Genomic DNA, 15,304 nt, shown 5'->3' on the forward strand with positions numbered 1-15,304 from the left:
TGGTAGTGTGGGGTCTCCCCATGTGAGAGTAGGTCATTTCCAGGCGCCTAATAAAGCAAAAAGCCCTAGCCTAAAACGCTAGGGCTTTTTGCTTTCTATGCTCGCCTAAATTGCTCCTGCAATTTATGGCACTTCATACATCCATGTAGGTCGCGCGAAAGCATCTACTTCACCTGCAGTCCAAAGCTGCTTACGCAGTGTGGCAGTTTATTGTTCCATTCATAAACTGCATTTCCGCAATCCTTGGCGGTCAGGCCCCTCAGCTTGCTGCTTAGCCGCTTCGCGCTACAGCCATCCATCAAGCTTCGCTTGATAAGCGGATGCCTTACGCCCCCATGTGAGGTGAGTGTTGTAGCAGTATCTAATTTTTCCTCGAAGCTGGTCATGACAGGCGCCTAATAAGACTCTACATGCAGCGAAAAGCTATTCATGCAGTGTGGCAGTTTATTGTTCCATTCATAGACTGCATTTCCGCTATCCTTGGCGGTTAGGTAGGCTAGCTGATTCGTGCTGCAGGCATCCATGTGAGAGCTGATTGGTTGCCGAATTTAACTACATCTGAACAAGATTCTCACAGTGAAACCTAGGTTTTTATCTCTTTTACTATTAGGTGGGGCTAATCTTTATGAGATCTCAGAATAATGCTGTGATCTTAATGGCTAACAAGCTACACAAATATAGGTATAATGCCGTATGAATTGTCGTCTAGGATGTGGTGCTTGCTGTATAGCGCCGTCGATCACCAGCCCTATCCCTGGCATGCCTAAAGGCAAGCCTGCCGGCGTGCGTTGCATCCAGTTAGATGAGCAGAATCTTTGTAAGATATTCGGTCATCCTGAGCGCCCTGCGCTGTGTGATCGTTTTATTGCCGAACCAGAGGTCTGCGGTTCGACGGCAGAAGAGGCACTTTGGTTGATTACATCTTTAGAAGCGGCGACGCAGTCTTAGAAGGTAGGTTATGCAGTTAACTCGTTATACAGATTTTGGTATTCGTACGTTAATGTACTTGGCCTTATCGCCAGAGAGAGAAACCCTGTTTAGAATCGCAGAGGTCACCGAGGTGTTCGATCTGTCGGCTAACCATGTGTCTAAGATAGTGCACCATCTTGGCAAAGAGGGTTATTTGCAGACGGTGCGCGGTAAGGCCGGTGGTTTTAAGTTAGGTAAGCCGGCGGACCAGATCAACATTGGCGTCCTGGTGCGCACGCTGGAAAACTCGCTCTCGCCTATCGATTGTAGCAAGCCCTATTGCCGCTTCTCGCCTGCCTGTCAGCTTAAGGGCGTGCTCGCCGAAGCGGTTGATGCCTATCTTGCCGTGTTAGACAAATACTCATTGGCCGATGTCGTCAGTAATCGTGACGAGTTAAAGGCCTTACTACCGGATCTTTCTATTCCGGTTTTAGAGCTTTAACCTCGCCCTATCTTAAATGCACCTTGTCGCTGGCCGCGGGTTCCTTCTGCGCGAGGCGATAAGGCAGCAGCCTGGAAGTATTCACTAAGGTGATCCCCTCTTCTGTAAGGCGAGGCAGATTCGCCTTTAAGAAGCTGATGGTCTCGGGATAGGGGTGAGCTATCACTATGAGTTGCCCTTCCTTATGTGCCTTCTGAATCAACTGATTAAACTGTCTCTCCAGAGCCTGGGGGGATACATCGTTATCTAAGAAGAGTTGTCTTTTCAATAAGGGAATGCCCTGCTTGTTTGCTGCGGCGCTCGCCTTGCTGTACCTGGTGGTCATGCTATCGACAAAATAGTTATCTTGCTGCTTAAGGCTTTCCATTAACCAGGTCATGGGGTCGTCGAGCTGTGTCAGCAGGCTGCCCATATGGTTATTGACGCCTTTGGCATAGGGGACACTCTTGAAAGCATCCTCGATAGCCTGCTTGAGAGACTGTTCGCCCATCTGATTTGTTAGTCCGCCGGGGCCCATCTCCTTGCCATTCAAAGCCTGCATGGGCAGGTGCAGCATGATCTCGTGGCCCTTGTCGTGGGCGATGGCGGCAAGCCTTTCTCCCAGAGGAGTATGGGGCAGTACTGAGAGGGTGATATTGCTTGGCAGCGCCAGCACCGCCTCATCGGTCTGACGATAACCTATGTCGTCAATGATGATGGAGACTTGGGCGGCGAAGCTATGTGGTGTGGTAAATAAGACAGCTAATAAGAGTAATAAGCGCACTGTTTTTGTTATTCACTAACTATTTGTTTTTATCCATGAGATCGCCGATTCGATAACCCTATCGTGGGCGCTATCATCATGGGGTGATTGCTCCTCGATTATAGGCATACTTTGTCCGGCAGTCATAGTCTCGCCAGGGATATTTATATCCGGCTTTATACCGATGGCATGTATGTCTCTGCCTTTTGGTGTGGTGTAGTGGGCTATGGTGAGCTTGATGGCATTGCCCTCGATAAGCGTGGGGATCAGGCTCTGCACCGTGCCCTTACCGAAGCTCTTTTCGCCGATTAGCGTGGCCCGCTGGTTTTCCTGCAGCGCCGCGGCCAGCACTTCTGAGGCTGAGGCCGACCCCTTGTTGATCAATACCGTGAGTGGCAGCTTGGAGAACATAGTCTGCGGCGAGGCGAAGTAGTCTGAGTTGGCATCGAAGAAACGCCCCCGGGTGGAGACGATGCGTCCCTTGGCGAGGAAGATGTCGGCTATCTTGATCGCCTGATCCAGCAGGCCGCCTGGATTGTTGCGCAGATCCAGTATCAGGCCTGTGACAGGCTCATTTTGCCACTGGGTCAGTAGCTTAATGAGATCTTCGGTGGAGTCATCCTGAAAGCTGGAGAGCTTGATATAGCCGATACCGTTATCGAGTAATTCACCCTCTACCGAGTTGACATCGATAAGACTCGGGGTCAGGGTGACGTCGAACAGTGCCTCCGAGTTGGCGCGGCTCAACGACAGGTTGATGGCCAGATTATGCTTGCTATGGAACTTGATCTCCTCCAGCACATTGTCGAGCTGCTTGGCCGTTACCGTTTCATTGTTGACTTTGACGATGCGATCCCCGGGTTGAATCCCGGCGTTGGCGGCTGGCGAGTGGGGAAATGGGCTGATGATGGTCACCTGGTTCTGCTCTGTGGCTATCTCTATGCCGAAGCCAAAGTATTCCCCCTTGTTGGCATCCTTGATATCGGAGAAGGCCTGACTGTCGAGGAAGTTTGAATAGGGGTCCAGCTTGCTGAATACCCCTTCTATGGCTGCCTGGATAAGATCTTCCTGGGAGATCTTATCCACATAGTAGGTTTCTACCGTGCTGATGATGTCGATGAGGAGTGGGTAGTTGACCTTGGGCTGGTATTCTTTGGCATTCTCATGGCCAAACAGTGTGATTGAGAGGCCTAGGGTGAGGCCTAGGGCGACACAGGTGAAATAGCGGATCATTTGAGACATGGACAGGCCCCCCATAACTCGGGGTCGTTGTCGCGTTATCGTCTACAGTATCTCGCAGGATCGACCGCTTGCCCCTTATGCCTTACCTCAAAGTATAGGCCAGGTTCTGTTTGTCCACCCGAGCGTCCGACCAGCGCTATGGTTTCCCCTTTCTTCACGCTGTCGCCGGCGTCTTTGAGCAGAGTCTGTGCGTGGCCATAGAGGCTCATATAGCCCTTACCGTGATCGACGACCATCACCATACCAAAGCCTCTGAGCCAGTCGGCGTAGATCACCTTGCCCGAGGCGATAGCGTCGATCGATTGTCCTTCGGGGGCGGCCATCATCACGCCCTTCCATTTTACTTCGCCTGAGCGTCGACTACCGAACCCGACGCGGATGCGCCCCTTGGTCGGCCAGTTAAGTTTCTGACGGCTAGAGAGGCCTTCCATGCTGGGGTTGTCTTTCATGGCTCTCAGCGCCTGTTCGACGACCCGCTTCAAGCTGGCTTCCTCTATCTGTAACTGTTCCAGCTTGGCACCGTGTGAGTTGAGGGTGCGCTCTATCTGTTTAAGGGTCTGCTGACGCTGATGTTGTTCTTGGGTGAGGGTCTTGGCCTGCTGTTGCTGATTGAGGATCAGCTCGTTGAGCTTGGTCTGCTGCGCCTTCTGTTCCAATTCGATGGCCGTTAACTCGGTCATCGTCTGTTGCAGCTGCTTAATGGCATCCATTCTCGCCTTATTGAGAAACTGATAGTAGGCGAGCAGCCTCTCTATGGTGGCTGGACTCTGCTGATTGAGCAGCATCTTAGTGTAATCGTGGTTGCCCGCCAGATAGGCGCTGGCTAGCTGATTGGATAGCGTCTTCTGTTGCTTCTGCTTGAGGGTATCAAGCTCTGCCTTGCGGCCGTCGAGCTCGGCCAGTTTCTTGTCGGTTGTTGCCAGAGATGCCCGGGTATTGGTTACCTTCTTTGCCGCGGCGGCGATCGCCTGCTCATCTTTTTTCAGCAGAGAGATGAGTTTCTCGTGTTGACGACTGGTGTCTTTCAGGGCCGACTGTTGGTTGCTTATCTGTTTCTGGATCGCTTCGAGCTCGGATTGACGCTGCTTCAGGTCTGATGCCTGCGCAGTACAAGAGAGCATGATAAAGCCAGCAAGTATGCTGGCTTTATAGAATCCGGAACGTTTAAGCAAAGAGTCGTTACTCGCTTAGGGTAATGATTGAGTGCCCTGTCATCTCTGATGGCACAGTTTGTCCCATCAAGGTTAACATGGTTGGCGCTAAATCACTTAATCTTCCGTTTGGCGAGATTTCACCCTTGCGTCCCACATAGATGAGAGGCACGAGTTCGCTGGTGTGGGCGGTATGGGCCTGGCCAGTTTGCTCGTCGGTCATTTGCTCGGCGTTACCATGGTCGGCGGTGATCAGACACTCACCGTCTACCTTGGCCAAAGCCTCGACCACACGGCCGATACAGGCATCGACTGCCTCACAGGCCTTGACGGCTGCGTCGAAGTTGCCGGTATGGCCGACCATGTCACCGTTAGGGTAGTTACAGATGATCACGTCATACTTGGTCGACTCGATGGCTTCTACCAGCTTGTCGGTCAGCTCGGTCGAGCTCATCTCTGGCTGTAGATCATAGGTGGCGACCTTAGGCGACTGAATAAGGATTCGGTCTTCACCCTCAAACGGTTCCTCTTTACCACCGTTGAAGAAGAAGGTGACGTGCGCGTATTTCTCGGTTTCCGAGATACGTAGCTGAGTCTTGCCGCTGTTTTGCAGCACTTCGCCCAGGGTGTTGACCAGATCCACCGATGGATAGGCAATCGGCGCCTTAATATCGGCGGCGTATTCGGTCAGCATGACGAAGTTGATCTTAGGGCTTACCGCACGCTCGAAGCCGTCGAATGCTGGATCGACGAAGCTGCGAGTGATCTGGCGGGCGCGGTCGGCGCGGAAGTTCATGAAGATCAGCGCGTCGTTGTCATTGAGCGTAGCGACATTTCCGTCGGCGTCTGTGATGGCAGAGCTGCCAACGAACTCATCGTTTTCATCGCGGCCATAGGCGGCGTCGAGGGCCGCAACGGCATCTTGATACTGGTGCAGTGCCTTGCCCTGGGTGATCAGCTCATAGGCTTGAGAGACGCGATCCCAACGGTTGTCTCTGTCCATGGCGTAGTAGCGGCCGATCAAGGAGGCGATACGACCTGTGCCTAGCTTGGCAAACAGTTCGTTAAAGGCTTCCAGGCTTCTCTTGGCACTTCTCGGTGGTGTGTCACGACCGTCGAGGAAGGCGTGCAGATAGACTTTTTTGGCGCCGCGCTCAACCGCCATCTTACACATGGCCTGGATATGGCTTTCATGGCTGTGTACGCCACCGGGTGATAGCAGACCCATGATGTGTACTGCACCATCGGCATCGATGGCCTTATCGACGGCGTCGACAAAGGCGGGGTTGGTGTCAAACTCGCCGTCTTCAATCGACTTACCGATACGGGTCAGCTCCTGGTAGACCACGCGGCCTGAGCCGATGTTGATGTGACCAACTTCTGAGTTACCCATCTGACCGTCGGGCAAACCGACATCCAGACCCGAGCCTGAGATCAGGCTGTTAGGGTATTCTTTGTTGAGGCGATCGAGGACAGGAGTGTTGGCGTGATATACCGCATTCATGTGGGTATTTTCACGGTAACCCCAGCCATCGAGGATCAGCAGTGCCAATGGGCGTTTGCGTGTCGTCATGGTGGTACCTATTAACGTTAAAAAGAAAACTAGAATTCTGAAATTGGATAAATATTACTACGTACAGGGACGATCAAAAAGTGATTTACACCGATAGCCCTCATCGAGCCCGTCACAATTTAAGGGATCTCTCAATATCGCCCCTCTGTAGGGGGTGAACAACATGCTGCAATCTGCCGGAACAATCGGTTATACTCTCTGCCCAAACAGTCTCTCAAGCCACAGAAGTAGGCCTAAAACTATGCAAGAATATATCGAATTTTTTAAAGCCAACCCAATGTTGAGTCTCGCCTGGGTGGGCTTGTTTGCAGCGCTTATCGTGAGCGTTTTTAAGTCTAGTATCTCAAAAGTGAAAACAGTAGATCATCAGCAGGCGACCTTGTTAATTAACAAGCAAGACGCCAAGGTGGTCGATGTACGCTCTAAGGAAGAGTTTAAGAAAGGCCATATCGTCGACGCGATCAACATGCCTTTGGCTGAAATTAAAAATAATAAGACATCTGCCCTTGAAAAGTTTAAAGCCAGTCCCATTATAATGGTATGCAATGCAGGGATGACCTCGTCGCAAGCGGCTCAGTTGATGGTGAAAGAAGGCTTTGAGTCTGTCTATAACCTCAAGGGTGGGATGAGCGAATGGCAACAAAATAACTTACCAGTTGCCAAAACCAAAAGATAACCCACACAAGGATTGCTTTTATTAAGCTTCTTTGATTAGAGTGTCATCTCTTATAAAAAATGGCTTAAATCGCCCATCTGGTGAGATTTAAGGAAATACTAAAATCGGGATGGTGGCTGAGATCTAGATTAGGACTCGAGTAACAAAGGCCCTGAAGATGATTCTCCTCACGGAATGAATCGAATAAAATTGATTAGGTAGGAAATTATGGCTGAAGCAGTAAATAACGAACAACAGGGTCCACAGTTCAACATTCAACGTGTTTACACCAAGGACATCTCTTTCGAAACGCCAAACAGCCCAGCTGTTTTCCAGAAAGAGTGGAACCCAGAAGTTAAGCTAGACCTAGACACTCGCAGCGCTAAGCTGGCCGACGATGTGTATGAAGTTGTCCTGTCGCTTACTGTGACGGCTAAAAACGGTGAAGAAACTGCTTTCCTATGTGAAGTTCAGCAAGCGGGTATCTTCGCTATCTCTGGTCTGACTGAGCAGCAACTGGCTCACTCTCTAGGTGCATACTGCCCTAACGTACTGTTCCCATACGCTCGTGAAGCTGTGGGTAGCCTGGTTGCTCGTGGTACTTTCCCACAACTGAACCTTGCGCCAGTTAACTTCGACGCCCTGTTCGCTCAATACGTGCAACAGCGTCAGGCGCAGGCAGAAGCTGCCGGTGAAGCAGCAGAAGCGAACGCTTAATTACGCATGAACAACACTGCCGATATTACGGTACTGGGGGCGGGCTCTTATGGCACCGCCCTTGCTATTTCTTTAGCCAGTAACGGACACAAAACCCTGATTTGGGGCCATGAGCCTGAACATATCGAGAACCTCAAGCGTGATCGATCCAATGAGGCGTTTCTGCCCGGTATTCCGCTGCCGGATCTTCTTATCCCCGAAGCCGACCTTGCTACCGCGTTAGCCGCCTCCAACAATGTGTTGGTCGTGGTGCCTAGCCATGTATTTGGTTTGGTGCTCAAGCAGGCTAAGCCGTTGCTGCGTAAAGATGCCCGCATCGTCTGGGCCACTAAGGGTCTGGAACCGGAGACGGGTCGTCTGCTGCAGGAAGTGGCGCGAGAAATCTTAGGTGAAGAGTATCCGCTGGCGGTCTTGTCAGGTCCGACCTTCGCCAAAGAGCTGGCGGCAGGCTTGCCCACCGCTATCTCGGTTGCCGGTACCGATGAGACCTTCACCAATGATCTGGTGGAGTTGCTACATAGCCCGAAACGCCTGCGTGTCTACGCCAACGACGACTTTATCGGCCTGCAACTTGGCGGTGCGGTGAAGAACGTTATCGCCATCAGCGCGGGCATGTCGGATGGCATCGGCTTTGGTGCCAACGCCCGTACCGCACTGATCACTCGCGGACTAGTGGAGTTGTCGCGTCTGGGTGAGGCCATTGGCGCTCAACCTTCTACCTTTATGGGCATGGCGGGTCTGGGTGACCTGGTGTTGACCTGTACCGATAACCAGTCCCGTAACCGTCGATTCGGTTTGGCGCTGGGCCAGGGTAAGGATGTCGACACCGCGCAGGCCGAGATTGGTCAGGTCGTGGAAGGTTACCGTAATACTAAAGAGGTCTATACCTTGGCTAAGCGTCTGGGTGTTGAGATGCCGATCACCGAGCAGGTGTATAAGGTGCTCTACCAGGGCGGCACGCCACACGAGGCGGCTAAAGCCTTGTTGGCGAGACAGAAAAAGTCGGAGACTACTGACAGCGAATAGTGGTCATCGGCGACTCATGCTAAAAACAATAAAGGGTGCTAAAATAGCGCCCTTTTTTATATACGGATGTATTTATCCCCCATCCATGGGGGTCAGAGTTTTATCCCCTGTGTTTGGGGGAGGTTCGGTAGCTATTAACTTGTTTGAGGCGGTATTTAAGTGAAACATCATGACGTGATTATTATCGGTGCGGGCGCGGCGGGCCTCATGTGCGCGGCGACGGCGGGTTATCGCGGGCGAGACGTTCTGGTGTTAGATAACGGCAAACAGGCAGGGCGCAAGATCTTAATCAGCGGCGGTGGTCGCTGTAACTTCACTAATCAGAGAGTCGAGCCGGCTAACTTTATCTGTACCAATCCCCACTTCGTGAAGTCGGCGCTGGCTCGCTACTCGTCACAGGATTTTATCGAGCTGGTCGAACGCCACGGCATCGAGTATCACCAGCGAGATCATGGCCAGCTGTTCTGTAACGACTCGGCCAAAGAGATAGTCACCATGCTGCTGACCGAGTGCGAATGGGCCGGGGCTCAGGTGCAGTTGCGCACCGATATTCTCTCTATCAATAAGCAAGATGATGGACGCTTCATGCTGGAGACCAGCAAGGGGGAGTACAGCTGTGAGTCCCTGGTGGTGGCGACAGGTGGGCTGTCTATGCCAAAGCTTGGCGCCTCACCTTTTGGCTATCAGATTGCCGAGCAGTTTGGCCTCAAGGTGTTGCCGACTCACGCCGGCCTGGTGCCCTTTACCTGGCACAGCGATCAGAAGCAGAAATTTGAGCCGCTCTCTGGTATTGCGGTGCCCAGTACCATTACCGCCAAAGATGGTACCCAGTTTAGCGAGGCGCTGCTGTTTACTCACAGAGGCCTGTCGGGACCGGCTATCTTGCAGATCTCCAACTACTGGCAGCCGGGGGAGAGCATCTCGATTAACCTTCTGCCCCAGCTCGACGCCGCCCAGGCCTTGAGCGAGGCACTCGACAAACATCCTAAGCAGAGCCTGCGCAATACCCTGTCGCAGTGGCTACCTAAGCGCCTGGTAGAGGTGCTGTTTGACGAGGGGCTGTTGAATCTGGCACTCAACCAACTGGTGCATGCACAGCACGATCTCATCGTCGATAGTCTTCATAACTGGCAGCTCTTGATGAACGGCACCGAAGGCTATCGCACCGCGGAAGTTACCCTGGGGGGAGTGGATACCAACGAGCTTTCGTCAAAAGATATGCAGAGCAAGAAGGTGCCAGGACTCTACTTTGCAGGTGAGGTGATGGATGTCAGCGGCTGGCTCGGGGGCTTCAACTTCCAGTGGGCCTGGGCATCTGGCGTCGCCGTCGGTCAGGCGGTGTAGCTAAGTAATTATGACTCTAGCTACGAATATGGCTATGAATAAGACTGGGCCCAGCAGGGAACAGCGTCTGTCATCGATTTAACTTACCGCTGCTAATCGCTATTCGTTTTAAAAAGGGCCTGTTGGCCCTTTTGTCTTTTCGCTTTCATTTTTTGGTTGTCAGTTTCGCCGACATCTGTGATGTTAATGGTGGGATTTAGGGACGAAAAAATCCTTTCTGCTACACTTAAAAATAGCTCTATCCAATTGAAACATTGCGGCTAATTGCTCTTGGTTGATTAGGGGATTGCATGGAAGAACAATCTGTAGTGCTGGTGGTTGATGATGTGAAGACGAATGTCCTGATCATGAGGCAGTGTCTCAAGGATATGTTTCAGGTCTGGACCGCCGACAGTGGAGAGGAATGCCTCAGGGTTGCTAGGCAGAAACCCGACATTATCTTGCTGGATGTCCTGATGCCCGGCATGGATGGCTATCAGGTATGTCGTCAATTGAAGGCCAACCCCGAGACGGCCGAGATCCCCATCATCTTCGTGACCGCTAAAGATTCGGATGAAGATGAGCAGAAGGGGTTAGAGATAGGGGCGGTGGACTATATCACCAAGCCGATCCGCCCGGCTATCGTACGCGCTCGCGTGAATACTCATATCCAACTCAAGCAGCATAGCGACAAGCTAAAATTTATGGCGCTGCACGACCAGCTTACCGGCCTCTACAATCGTCATTTCCTCGCCGAACGGGCTGCCCAAAGCCTCTCCAGCATGGTGCGACATCAGGGCGAGCTCTCCATCGTCATGCTGGATTTGGATCACTTCAAGAAGATCAATGACTTTAACGGACACCACATTGGCGATCTCGTGTTGCAGGCGGTCGCCAAGCTGTTGCAGGAGAGCTTTCGCAAGGAAGATGTGGTGGCGCGCATGGGCGGCGAGGAGTTTGTGATCTTGATGGAGTGCAACTTGGATATCGCCAGAGAGAAAACGGAAGATGTGCGTCGGCATTTGGCACATCTTAACCCCATGGGACTCGAGGTGACTGGCAGCTTCGGCGTGGTGACCGCGAATCCACAGAATGCCGATCTATCCCATCTACTAATGTTGGTCGATGAAGCCGTATATAAGGCCAAGGCCGACGGGCGTAACTGCGTGGTCTGTTATCAGGACGGCGCCTACCTGACGGTAGAACATGACTAAGGAAGCATAAAAAATGATTAAGGGAATCATTTCGGTGCTATTACTGCCACTACTCGCCATGCTCATGGTCGGCTGTGGGCCGAAAAAGGTCGAAGAGGTTGTCACTATCGCCATTAATCCCTGGCCCGGGTATGAACTTCTCTATCTGGCGAAACAGAAGGGTTTCTATCGTCAGGTGGGGGCCAATATCGAGTTGGTCCAGGTGTCGACCCTGTCAGATGCTCAGCGCGCCTACTTAACAGGTCATGTGGATGGTTTTGCCAGCACCATGATTGAGGCGATTCAGGTGGCGCCGCTGGGAGGCAAGCCGATAAAAATTGTGTTGCTGGCGGACTATTCGGATGGCGGCGATGTGATCATCGCGCCCACTTCGATAGAGAATATGCAGGCACTCAGGGGGCAGACCATTGGCTGTGAGGTCAGCTCCTTAGGGATCTTCGTGTTGGAGCGAGCCCTTCGCCAGCATCAGATGCAGCTAGATGATGTGAATGTGATTAACGTCGAGCAGGGGGCTGCGGTAAGCGCCTTGGCCGTAGGCAAGATCGCCGCCATGGTGACCTATCCTCCCTATTCGGTGGAGATACAGTCGAGCGGCGCTTATCGTCAGCTGTTTTCCACCAAGGAGATCCCCGAGGAGGTGTTAGATACCCTGTCTATCTCCTCCAGCGTACTGGCGGAGCACCCACAGCTGGTGGATCAGATCCATCAGGCATGGCAATTGACCTTGGACTATATGCGCCAGCATCCCGAGGAGGCCATGGCCATCATGGCCAAGCGTGAAGGCCTGCAGGTCGCTGAGTTTAAAGAGGCACTGGCGGATCTCAAATTGCTCAGCAGTGAGGAGCAACACAAGCTGTTTGCCCAGAGAGATAAGTTGACCCAGCTTGGCTATAGTGTCTGCGAAACCTTAGTCAAGATCGGGGCGATCGAGTCCGACTGTCTCCACGTCGACAACCTCTTCTACCAGGTGCCTTAGTCTATGTGGCGTCACTATCGAGACAAGATAGCCCAGGGCATTGTCTACAAGCTAAATCTGGCGACCTTAGTGTGTGCCTTGATCATCTCAGGGCTGATCGCCATCTATTACTATGACGAGATGAAAGAGCGTACCGAGCATCAGGTCGATTATGAGATCGCTCAGGTGTCCGTGTCACTGCGACTTGCCCTGGAGGCGAGTACCGACTTTAGCAACATGCGCCGAGTAGTTAATGGCTTGGCCGCCCAGGGGAGTATCAAGCGTCTGGTGCTGTTCGATCCCCGTGAGGAGCAGATAGTGGCCGATAATCTGGGGCAGCATCTGGGAAGTCCGCTGTCAGGCAGTCTGGAGCCCGAGCTGGTGGAGATCATCCGGCGGGTCAGCGACAAGCTGAGCGCCAAGGAGGTTTGGCGTCAGGACAGCATAGTGCATCAGGTGCAGCAGGTGTACCTGATCTCCCCCGAGCTACAGCGCCTCAGGGCCTATGTGCTCTACGTCAGGTATGATGCCAGCGAGATTGAGGCCTATAGTTTTGAGGAGTTGATTCATTATGTGGGCATTCTCCTGCTGGGTTTTGCCCTCTTGTTGACGGTCAATCTCTATGTGCAGCACAAGGTGTTGCTGGAGCCTATTCGACGCATTCAGCGCCAGATAGAGACCTTCGGCGGCCAAAAAACCATACGCCTAAATAGCGACGACGAGTTCGGCATGCTGGTCAACAGTTACAACGAAGCCGTCAGTGCGCGCAATCAGAAGCAACTCGAGCTGCAAAAATCCCGGCGCTATATCGACAATATTACCAATGTGATCCCCATTCAGCTTGCCTATGTGGATGCCCAGAGTCGTTATCGTTTCATCAACCAACATTATCTGCAGTGGCTCGGCAAGACGGAGGCGGAGGTGCTGGAGCAGACGGTGGAGGCGGTACAGCCCGCCGATGTCTATCAGTTGGTGAGGCCCTATCAGCGCGGCGTGCTGGAAGGCAAGAAGCAAGTGTTCGAGGTGGAAACCTTAGATGCGGTTCGGGCGCCCAGATTTTTCCATATTACCTATGTGCCGGACATGGGTGATGATGGCACGGTGGAAGGTTACTTCATCTGTGTGGAAGATCTGACCCGGATGAAGCTCAACGAACGCAAGATCGAATCCTATGCCCAGGAGATGGAGTTTAGCAACTGGGCCTTGTCCGAGGCGCGCGAGAAGGCCGAAGTCGCCGCCAAGACCAAGGAGGATTTTCTCGCCTGCATGAGCCATGAGATCCGCACCCCGATGAACGGTGTCATCGGTATCTTGGGCTTGTTGGGCGAGACTCAGCTGTCGCCGATGCAGCAACGTTACGTCGACGTGGCCTCGGTCAGTGCCGAATCCCTACTGTCTCTGCTCAACGACATCTTGGACTTCTCCAAGATAGAGTCGGGTAAATTTGAGATTGAGGCGATCGAGTTCGATCTGGTGGAGCTGGTGGATCTCTTTGTGCAGTCCGTGGCGCTCAAGCTGGAGGAGCGTAGTCTACCCCTGTTTGTGGATATCACCCAGCTGCAATACCGCTACGTGGTTGGCGATCCCAGCCGCTTGCGGCAGATCCTGGTGAACCTGGTGGGCAATGCCATTAAGTTCACCGAAGAGGGCTGGATCACCCTAAGGCTTGCCAACGCCTTGGATGAGTCGGGCGAGGTGAAGTTCTCCTGTGAGGTGGAAGATACCGGCATAGGCATAGCCAAAGAGAAGTTGGCTATGCTGTTTAACCCCTTCATTCAGGTCGACAGCTCGACCACCCGCATGTTCGGGGGCACAGGGCTCGGCCTCTCTATCGCCAAGCGTCTGTGTGAGCTGATGCAAGGGGATATTCAGGTCAGGAGCCAGCAGGAAGTGGGGAGCATTTTTAGCTTTACCCTGACGCAACAGTTGGCGGACCGACATGAGGCTAGCGATTGGCGTAATGGTTTGGCGCCAGAGCGGGTGATCCTTATGGGGCAGCAGGGTGCCTTTGAGCGCATGCTGGGCGAACTGCTGAGTAGCTGGGGGGCCAAGGTGGGCTACCTCGAGCCCGACGAGGCGATTCCGTCATCGGATCTACTCATCTACAGTTTTACTCCCGCGCAAGAGGCCTTCGAGGATGAGTTAACTCGCTGGCGTCAACTGGATGAGCAGCAAGAGGCCAAGGTATTACCCCTGCTCTCCTATTGGCAGCAGATAGAGTTCGAGAAGCGTGATGCCAGGGTGCCCCACCTGGGTAAGCCGTTAAATATTCGCCAGTTGATCCGCGCCCTGTCGGATCAGCCCGATGACGAGGCGCCCGAGTCGGTGGTTGAGCCCATGGTCGAGATTTCCATGCCAGACAAGCCTAAGGTGCTGCTGGTGGAAGACAATAAGGTTAACCAGTTGGTGGCCCTGGGGATGCTGCAACAACTTGGAGTCGAGGCCGATGTCGCCGCCAATGGGCGCGAGGCCCTGGCAGTATTGTCGGCGCAGCAGGGGAACCCCTATCAGTTGATCTTGATGGATTGTCTCATGCCTGAGATGGATGGTTTTCAGGCGACGGCGGCGATTCGCGAGGGGCAAGGCGGCAGTCAGTTTTGCGCCCTGCCTATCATAGCGCTGACGGCCAATGCCATGAAGGGCGACAGGGAACACTGCCTGCGGGCGGGGATGGACGACTACCTGACTAAGCCGCTGGTGCTTGAGGGGCTGAAGAAGTGTCTCTATCGTTGGTTCTCTCTGAGCCAGCAAAACTATGAGGCGACCTTGGGCCATGAGCCGGATAGCGAGCAGTCACATGTGCCCGCCGAGGTGGCCGATAGCCTGTTCGATCGCGAGAGTGTTTTGGCACTCATGTCGGGAGATGAGGCGCTGCTGGACGAGGTGTTACAGGTGTTTGATGATGAGATGCAGAAGTATCGCCAGGCGTTTCTCGATGGCATAGAGGCCGCCGATTGTGACGCTATCTGCACCAGCCTCCACGCCGTAAAGGGGGCCGCCAGCAACCTGAGCATGACGGCGCTGGTGGAGCTTGCTCGCCAGTTGGAGGCCGATGCGCGCCGCGGCGATCTTCAGGTGATAAAGGCCAGTCGCGAGGCCTTTCTGGCGTTACTCGAGGAGACCTTGGCCTGTTGCCGTTAGTCTAGCTAGGGTTTTCGCTCCCAGTTTACCTTAGCTTGCTAATATTCGACATCTGTCTCATTTTTATCTCTTTTGGGCCACTTTAGCGATAAGCAAAATATGTTATTTTAGGGCGCAACCCTAGCGGGGCGCTTTGCGCCGCGCATGACCCAAC

The 15,304-nt window shown here is 53.2% G+C and carries 13 protein-coding genes; 9 read left to right on the top strand and 4 right to left on the bottom strand.

Features of this window, described 5'->3' with window-relative positions:
• The first annotated feature begins 693 nt into the window (after positions 1-693).
• Positions 694-948: a YkgJ family cysteine cluster protein gene (locus DB48_RS07815; RefSeq protein ID WP_041509743.1), complete on the top strand. Its 255-nt coding sequence runs from the start codon at positions 694-696 to the stop codon at positions 946-948.
• A gap of 10 nt (positions 949-958) precedes the next feature.
• Positions 959-1,411, top strand: a complete 453-nt coding sequence (locus DB48_RS07820; RefSeq protein WP_041509744.1) for an Rrf2 family transcriptional regulator — start codon at positions 959-961, stop codon at positions 1,409-1,411.
• A 7-nt stretch (positions 1,412-1,418) separates the two neighbouring features.
• Here DB48_RS07820 and DB48_RS07825 read toward each other — a convergent pair whose 3' ends face one another.
• The 4 genes from DB48_RS07825 to gpmM are packed head-to-tail and all read right to left on the bottom strand — an operon-like array spanning position 1,419 to position 6,119.
• Positions 1,419-2,174, bottom strand: coding sequence for a divergent polysaccharide deacetylase family protein (locus DB48_RS07825; RefSeq protein WP_041509745.1), 756 nt, complete (start codon positions 2,172-2,174; stop codon positions 1,419-1,421).
• A gap of 15 nt (positions 2,175-2,189) precedes the next feature.
• Positions 2,190-3,395, bottom strand: a complete 1,206-nt coding sequence (locus tag DB48_RS07830) for a S41 family peptidase (RefSeq protein WP_041509746.1) — start codon at positions 3,393-3,395, stop codon at positions 2,190-2,192.
• A 35-nt stretch (positions 3,396-3,430) separates the two neighbouring features.
• Positions 3,431-4,516, bottom strand: coding sequence for a murein hydrolase activator EnvC family protein (locus DB48_RS07835; RefSeq protein ID WP_052813715.1), 1,086 nt, complete (start codon positions 4,514-4,516; stop codon positions 3,431-3,433).
• Positions 4,517-4,574: 58 nt separating this feature from the next.
• Positions 4,575-6,119 carry a 2,3-bisphosphoglycerate-independent phosphoglycerate mutase gene (gpmM, locus tag DB48_RS07840; protein ID WP_041509748.1) on the bottom strand — a complete coding sequence of 515 codons (1,545 nt, stop codon included), beginning with the start codon at positions 6,117-6,119 and terminating at the stop codon, positions 4,575-4,577.
• Between the two features lie 241 nt (positions 6,120-6,360).
• Between gpmM and DB48_RS07845 the strand changes: the two genes are divergently transcribed.
• The 7 genes from DB48_RS07845 (at position 6,361) to DB48_RS19680 (ending at position 15,150) form a co-directional block, all read left to right on the top strand.
• Positions 6,361-6,795, top strand: a complete 435-nt coding sequence (locus DB48_RS07845) for a rhodanese-like domain-containing protein (RefSeq protein ID WP_041509749.1) — start codon at positions 6,361-6,363, stop codon at positions 6,793-6,795.
• Between the two features lie 207 nt (positions 6,796-7,002).
• Positions 7,003-7,491, top strand: coding sequence for a protein-export chaperone SecB (secB, locus tag DB48_RS07850; protein WP_041509750.1), 489 nt, complete (start codon positions 7,003-7,005; stop codon positions 7,489-7,491).
• A 6-nt stretch (positions 7,492-7,497) separates the two neighbouring features.
• Positions 7,498-8,517 (top strand): NAD(P)H-dependent glycerol-3-phosphate dehydrogenase, encoded by a 1,020-nt coding sequence (gpsA, locus tag DB48_RS07855; protein ID WP_041509751.1) that lies wholly within the window; start codon positions 7,498-7,500, stop codon positions 8,515-8,517.
• A gap of 159 nt (positions 8,518-8,676) precedes the next feature.
• On the top strand, positions 8,677-9,861 hold the full coding sequence (locus DB48_RS07860; protein WP_041509752.1) for an NAD(P)/FAD-dependent oxidoreductase: 1,185 nt from the start codon (positions 8,677-8,679) through the stop codon (positions 9,859-9,861).
• A 290-nt stretch (positions 9,862-10,151) separates the two neighbouring features.
• Entirely contained in the window at positions 10,152-11,054 is a 903-nt protein-coding gene (locus DB48_RS07865; protein WP_041509753.1) for a diguanylate cyclase, read from the top strand.
• A 13-nt stretch (positions 11,055-11,067) separates the two neighbouring features.
• A complete protein-coding gene (locus tag DB48_RS07870; protein WP_041509754.1) occupies positions 11,068-12,030 on the top strand; it encodes an ABC transporter substrate-binding protein in 963 nt (320 codons plus the stop codon).
• A 3-nt stretch (positions 12,031-12,033) separates the two neighbouring features.
• Positions 12,034-15,150, top strand: coding sequence for a hybrid sensor histidine kinase/response regulator (locus DB48_RS19680; protein WP_052813713.1), 3,117 nt, complete (start codon positions 12,034-12,036; stop codon positions 15,148-15,150).
• Positions 15,151-15,304 lie beyond the last annotated feature (154 nt).

The organism is Shewanella sp. cp20 (genome assembly GCF_000832025.1).
Classification (GTDB): Bacteria; Pseudomonadota; Gammaproteobacteria; order Enterobacterales; family Shewanellaceae; genus Shewanella.

Bases quoted from the DNA above. Each gene is read 5' to 3' on its own strand.
- secB (WP_041509750.1), top strand. From the start codon at position 7,003: ATGGCTGAAGCAGTAAATAACGAACAACAGGGTCCACAGTTCAACATT.
- DB48_RS07815 (WP_041509743.1), top strand. From the start codon at position 694: ATGAATTGTCGTCTAGGATGTGGTGCTTGCTGTATAGCGCCGTCGATC.
- DB48_RS07865 (WP_041509753.1), top strand. From the start codon at position 10,152: ATGGAAGAACAATCTGTAGTGCTGGTGGTTGATGATGTGAAGACGAAT.
- gpmM (WP_041509748.1), bottom strand. From the start codon at position 6,119: ATGACGACACGCAAACGCCCATTGGCACTGCTGATCCTCGATGGCTGG.
- DB48_RS07820 (WP_041509744.1), top strand. From the start codon at position 959: ATGCAGTTAACTCGTTATACAGATTTTGGTATTCGTACGTTAATGTAC.
- DB48_RS07835 (WP_052813715.1), bottom strand. From the start codon at position 4,516: ATGCTCTCTTGTACTGCGCAGGCATCAGACCTGAAGCAGCGTCAATCC.
- gpsA (WP_041509751.1), top strand. From the start codon at position 7,498: ATGAACAACACTGCCGATATTACGGTACTGGGGGCGGGCTCTTATGGC.
- DB48_RS19680 (WP_052813713.1), top strand. From the start codon at position 12,034: ATGTGGCGTCACTATCGAGACAAGATAGCCCAGGGCATTGTCTACAAG.
- DB48_RS07870 (WP_041509754.1), top strand. From the start codon at position 11,068: ATGATTAAGGGAATCATTTCGGTGCTATTACTGCCACTACTCGCCATG.
- DB48_RS07845 (WP_041509749.1), top strand. From the start codon at position 6,361: ATGCAAGAATATATCGAATTTTTTAAAGCCAACCCAATGTTGAGTCTC.
- DB48_RS07830 (WP_041509746.1), bottom strand. From the start codon at position 3,395: ATGTCTCAAATGATCCGCTATTTCACCTGTGTCGCCCTAGGCCTCACC.